This window comes from Shigella sp. FC1967, assembly GCF_001743005.1.
Taxonomy (GTDB): domain Bacteria; phylum Pseudomonadota; class Gammaproteobacteria; order Enterobacterales; family Enterobacteriaceae; genus Proteus.
On record NZ_MIIZ01000681.1, the window covers coordinates 1 to 4,780 of the forward strand.

Sequence of the window (4,780 nt, forward strand, 5' to 3'; positions counted from 1 at the left end):
ACTACAGTGTCTGCATACGTTGCGGTATAAGCCGCAAAATATTAGTACAGACGAGTACGACGTGCGTTTTCGCGAGCTAATTTTTTAGCGTGACGTTTTTACTGCTGATGCTTTAGCGCGTTTACGTTCAGTCGTTGGTTTTTCATAAAACTCACGACGACGAACTTCTGCTAATACGCCTGCTTTTTCACAAGAGCGTTTGAAACGACGAAGAGCAACGTCAAATGGCTCGTTTTCACGTACTTTGATTACCGGCATGTGCCTCTCACCTCAATAGAAATCGGTTTGCGCTGGCATTATTTTAGCCAGCCGACATTTAAAATGGTGCGGAATTTTACTTCAAAGCAGGGCACTTTGTAAAGAGATGCACAAAATTGAAACGCAAACTCTCACTTTTGTGTCTTTTTGGGGAGAACACGAAAAGCGAAAATCGCTAACCACACATTTAAATCATTTAAAATAGGTGGATAATTATAGAACAGAAAAAGGAATTTGTCACATGCTGGTATGTAAAAGATGTGTTGAAGGCGTATAAAATCATCGAAATAATGGTACAATTGATTTATTACGCGGGTCCGCGAAGAAGAATTTGGAAGCGTCATGCGAGTTTTAGGTATTGAAACATCTTGCGATGAAACCGGTATCGCAATTTACGATGATAAAGCCGGTCTATTAGCGAATCAACTTTATAGCCAAATTAAACTGCACGCTGATTATGGTGGTGTCGTTCCTGAGCTTGCTTCACGGGATCATATCCGTAAAACAGTACCGCTTATTCAAGCGGCACTAAAAGAAGCAAATCTTACGGCACAAGATATTGATGCGGTTGCTTATACCGCTGGCCCTGGTCTTGTTGGCGCGTTGCTTGTAGGCGCAACTATTGGACGTTCATTAGCTTTTGCGTGGGATGTTCCTGCGATCCCTGTTCACCATATGGAAGGCCATTTATTGGCACCTATGCTTGAAGAGAAAACACCTGAATTTCCATTTGTCGCACTTCTGGTTTCTGGTGGGCATACACAGTTAATTAGTGTGACGGGAATTGGCGAATACACCTTATTAGGTGAATCTATTGATGATGCTGCTGGTGAAGCTTTTGATAAAACGGCAAAATTGTTGGGATTAGATTACCCTGGCGGTCCAGTATTATCGAAAATGGCACAACAAGGTACAGAAGGTCGCTTTGTTTTTCCTCGTCCAATGACCGACAGACCTGGACTTGATTTTAGTTTCTCAGGTTTAAAAACTTTTGCGGCGAATACTATCCGTCAAAATGATGATTCAGACCAAACTCGCGCGGATATTGCTCGTGCATTTGAAGATGCGGTTGTTGATACGCTGGCGATAAAATGTCGTAGAGCGTTAGAACAAACTGGTTTTAAACGTTTAGTGATGGCGGGAGGTGTCAGTGCTAACCGTACATTGCGTGCAAAAATGGAAACCGTAATGAAACAATTAGACGGTGAAGTTTTTTATGCGCGCCCTGAATTGTGTACTGATAATGGTGCAATGATTGCACTAGCAGGCATGATCCGCTTTAAAGGCGGTACTGAAGGCCCGTTAAGTGTGACAGTAAGACCACGTTGGCCTTTAGCGGAATTACCTGCATTAACACGTTAATCGTAATAAGCTAAAAATAATTCAAAGATGGAGCGCTTTGGTATGTTATCAAAGCGCTTTTTTATCTCATTATTTTAGAGTTAGCTATAAGACATTGTTGTCCAGTGTTGTCCTACAAGAAAAGCAAGTTCTAATGATTGTGTTCGATTAAGTCGAGGATCACATAACGTTTGGTACCCATGACTTAAGTCTGTAGGATTAATTTGTTGTAATCCACCTGTGCATTCCGTGACTTCCTGTCCTGTCATTTCTAAATGTATTCCTCCTGCCTGAATCCCCATATCATGAAGAATATGAATAAAAGCACGAGTTTCTGAGGCAATATCAGGAAAATGGCGAGTCTTGATACCTGCGCTTGTAGACTGTGTATTGCCATGCATAGGATCAATAAGCCAGATAACAGAACGATGATGATGTTGTATGGCTTTAACCAATTCAGGTAGATGAGAATGAATGGCATCTTTTCCCATTCGTACAATTAAAATGATTTTACCTACTTCATTTTCAGGATTTAGCCTATCAATAAGCGAAATAAGTTTTTCGCCTGACATTCTTGAACTACATTTTATACCAATAGGATTTTCTATCCCGCGAAGATATTCAATATGAGCGTGATCAATATCGGTTGTTCTTTCTCCAACCCAAACCATGTGCGCTGAGCAGTTATACCATTTATTATCTTCAGAATCTTGGCGGCTCATTGCCTCTTCATAATGTAAAAGTAATGCTTCATGGCTGATATAATAGGAGGAAGTATCGGGACATTTATTGATAATATATTGCTGAGAATGATAGAGTTGCTCCAATAAATTAGAATAGTGAGCTGGCTCTGTTGAACCTGGGTAGGTTTTAATCTCTAGTGCGTTTTTATGCCTCGCATATTGAGTACAATTCATTGCTCGTAACAAATTTAATGTGACCGCAGAATGATGATAAGCCGTGATCATTCTTAAGGGTTCAGGCTCTCTGCTTTTGGTTGAGAAATCTAAACCATTAATGATTTCACCGCGATAGCTGGGTAAGGTTAAGCCGTTTTGTGTTTCAAAAGGCTGGCTACGAGGCTTGGCATATTGACCCGCGATACGTGCCAACTTTATCACAGGTAATCCGGTTGATTGCTCTATCAATGCAGACATTTGTGCCAAGGTAAAGGTTAAATCTCGAATAATAGTTGATTGGCAATTATCAAAAGATTCTGCGCAATCCCCCCCCCTGAAGGAGAAAAGCTTCTCCTTTCGCTACTAGTTTTAATAAATTTTTAAATTCTCTTATTTCTGATGCTAGAACTAACGGTGGACTGTTTTTTAATTTTTCTTGGCAATAAGTCAGTGCATGAATATCGGGATATTCTGGTAGTTGTTTGGACGGTAATGCCTTCCACGATGAAGGTCGCCATGATAATGGAACCACATTATTTAATAGCTTATTGTTAGCGAATTGGTGTGCTTTATCATTACGTCCAGTCAAAACATCAATATCATAAGTGCTAAGCATTGCGAGTACTCCTATAACTAACGAGAAAAGATAAGCGAGGATTAAGCCTCGCTACACGCTTATTCTTGTGGTTGAGAGGTCTCTAAATAGGTTTTGATAATACCATTTTGTCTTGCGACATAGTCTTCTCTTACTGGGGTATACACATCAATAACTTCAGAAGGCTCTAGTGCAATAGCGTGATGAATCGCCCAAGAGGGAATAATAAAAGAGTCACCTGCATGTAAATATACGATGCGATCATTAACAGTGAGTTTGAGTGAACCCTTTAATATTGTTGTTGCAGTCTCATGCTCGTGTTTATGCTCAGGGATAACGGCATTAGGTTTAAATGTCCAAAATGCAATTGTAAAATCAGTTCCATGAATAAACTTAGCTTGGATTTTACTTTCTTCACCTTCATTTCTATTCAAATCCATATCGTAAGAGATCATTTCATTAGATAAATATAAACTCATATTGATAGCCTCATTATTAAATAAACAAGTTAATAATTAATTTAAATATAAATTTTTTATAATAAAAAACTGAATTAAATTAATTTAGAATGAATTGAAAACCCCATAGGAATAGGGCCAAAATCAGAGAGAATGTTTAAATGGTGTTTTTCAGCTGCGTTTAAAGTTGTAATACAACCATCAACATTACCTAAACTACATTGGAGAGCTGCTTCACTATTTGAATTAAATAATAACTTCTCTATATTATCGAGTTCTTTTATTTTTTTTAAATAGATCTTTTAGGCGCAGGGTGAGAGCCTAATTTTTTTTATCTCATTAATATTATTAAATCGACTGGCAAATAACATATTATGGGTGTCCATAACAAAGCAATCGGTTAATTTGATAAATGAAAGATTGCTAAAAACGATATTATGTAAATAGGGATAAACAATACAACCTAACAAAACACTATTTGAACTGTTATCCATTTCTTTCACTGCTGTTTCTAGCGTAGGGTGAAGAATAATATTACCTTGTCGATTATTTTTATTTAACCAGTAGTGTGCAGCCTTTTCACAGTTTGTTCCAGAAGGCCCTAATGTATGAATATTTATCATTTTATGATGCCTCAATTATATACGACCAGTTGTGTTAATTAGCTCAGGTAAGCGTTCCCCTTGCTTGATTTTTTTTTATCATACTGCTTTCAATGCGATGAATTTTTTTTTGCTTTTTGTAGTACGCTCTCAATGAGATCTAGAGGAATAATTACGGTGCCATTAGGATCTGAAACGACGAGATCGCCACTATAAATCGTTGAATATTCAATTGTGCAATGAGTTCCGGTCTCACTCACAAGGTAGGCTCCTTGTGTATCTGTGGGAGTAAGATTAGTGGCAATAACGGGTATTGTTAAATCCATCAGTTCATTTTTATCGCGTACAGCTCCTCCGAGAATAACGGCTTCAAATCCGAGCTTCTCAAAATAAGTACAACTCATTCCACCCGCAAGAGCCGCCTCTGTAATTAATTCATAGCCGCCGGCAATATAGATTAATCCTTTGGCCTCTGTTAATTCAGGAACGAGAAAAGGGCTTACTTGCTCCCAAGTTGAGGGCTGTTTTTCCGAGAATAACGGCTTCAAATCCGAGCTTCTCAAAATAAGTACAACTCATTCCACCCGCAAGAGCCGCCTCTGTAATTAATTCATAGCCGCCGGCAAT

The 4,780-nt window shown here is 38.6% G+C and carries 6 protein-coding genes and 1 pseudogene; 1 reads left to right on the forward strand and 6 read right to left on the reverse strand.

Features of this window, described 5'->3' with window-relative positions:
• Positions 1-41: 41 nt before the first annotated feature.
• Positions 42-258: pseudogene (gene rpsU, locus BHE89_RS09640) on the reverse strand (30S ribosomal protein S21).
• Positions 259-600: 342 nt separating this feature from the next.
• On the opposite strand from rpsU, the gene tsaD reads away from it, so the two are divergent.
• Positions 601-1,620: a tRNA (adenosine(37)-N6)-threonylcarbamoyltransferase complex transferase subunit TsaD gene (gene tsaD, locus BHE89_RS09645; protein WP_069369656.1), complete on the forward strand. Its 1,020-nt coding sequence runs from the start codon at positions 601-603 to the stop codon at positions 1,618-1,620.
• Positions 1,621-1,700: 80 nt separating this feature from the next.
• Here the strand turns inward: tsaD and BHE89_RS09650 are convergent, their stop codons facing one another.
• The 5 genes from BHE89_RS09650 to BHE89_RS09665 all read right to left on the reverse strand — a co-directional run bounded on the left by BHE89_RS09650 (position 1,701) and on the right by BHE89_RS09665 (position 4,701).
• Entirely contained in the window at positions 1,701-2,765 is a 1,065-nt protein-coding gene (locus BHE89_RS09650) for a 3-deoxy-7-phosphoheptulonate synthase (RefSeq protein WP_353615117.1), read from the reverse strand.
• A 40-nt stretch (positions 2,766-2,805) separates the two neighbouring features.
• Positions 2,806-3,114, reverse strand: a complete 309-nt coding sequence (locus tag BHE89_RS25475; RefSeq protein ID WP_286146035.1) for a 3-deoxy-7-phosphoheptulonate synthase — start codon at positions 3,112-3,114, stop codon at positions 2,806-2,808.
• Between the two features lie 59 nt (positions 3,115-3,173).
• Complete coding sequence (locus tag BHE89_RS09655) at positions 3,174-3,572, reverse strand: cupin domain-containing protein (protein ID WP_069369654.1); 399 nt, start codon at positions 3,570-3,572, stop codon at positions 3,174-3,176.
• A 281-nt stretch (positions 3,573-3,853) separates the two neighbouring features.
• Complete coding sequence (locus tag BHE89_RS25480; RefSeq protein WP_286146036.1) at positions 3,854-4,174, reverse strand: hypothetical protein; 321 nt, start codon at positions 4,172-4,174, stop codon at positions 3,854-3,856.
• Between the two features lie 89 nt (positions 4,175-4,263).
• Positions 4,264-4,701 (reverse strand): RraA family protein, encoded by a 438-nt coding sequence (locus tag BHE89_RS09665; RefSeq protein ID WP_286146037.1) that lies wholly within the window; start codon positions 4,699-4,701, stop codon positions 4,264-4,266.
• Between the last annotated feature and the right edge of the window lie 79 nt (positions 4,702-4,780).

Excerpts from the sequence above, each read along its gene's own strand:
- tsaD (WP_069369656.1), top strand. The coding sequence starts at position 601 with ATGCGAGTTTTAGGTATTGAAACATCTTGCGATGAAACCGGTATCGCA.
- BHE89_RS25475 (WP_286146035.1), bottom strand. The coding sequence starts at position 3,114 with ATGCTTAGCACTTATGATATTGATGTTTTGACTGGACGTAATGATAAA.
- BHE89_RS09655 (WP_069369654.1), bottom strand. The coding sequence starts at position 3,572 with ATGAGTTTATATTTATCTAATGAAATGATCTCTTACGATATGGATTTG.
- BHE89_RS25480 (WP_286146036.1), bottom strand. The coding sequence starts at position 4,174 with ATGATAAATATTCATACATTAGGGCCTTCTGGAACAAACTGTGAAAAG.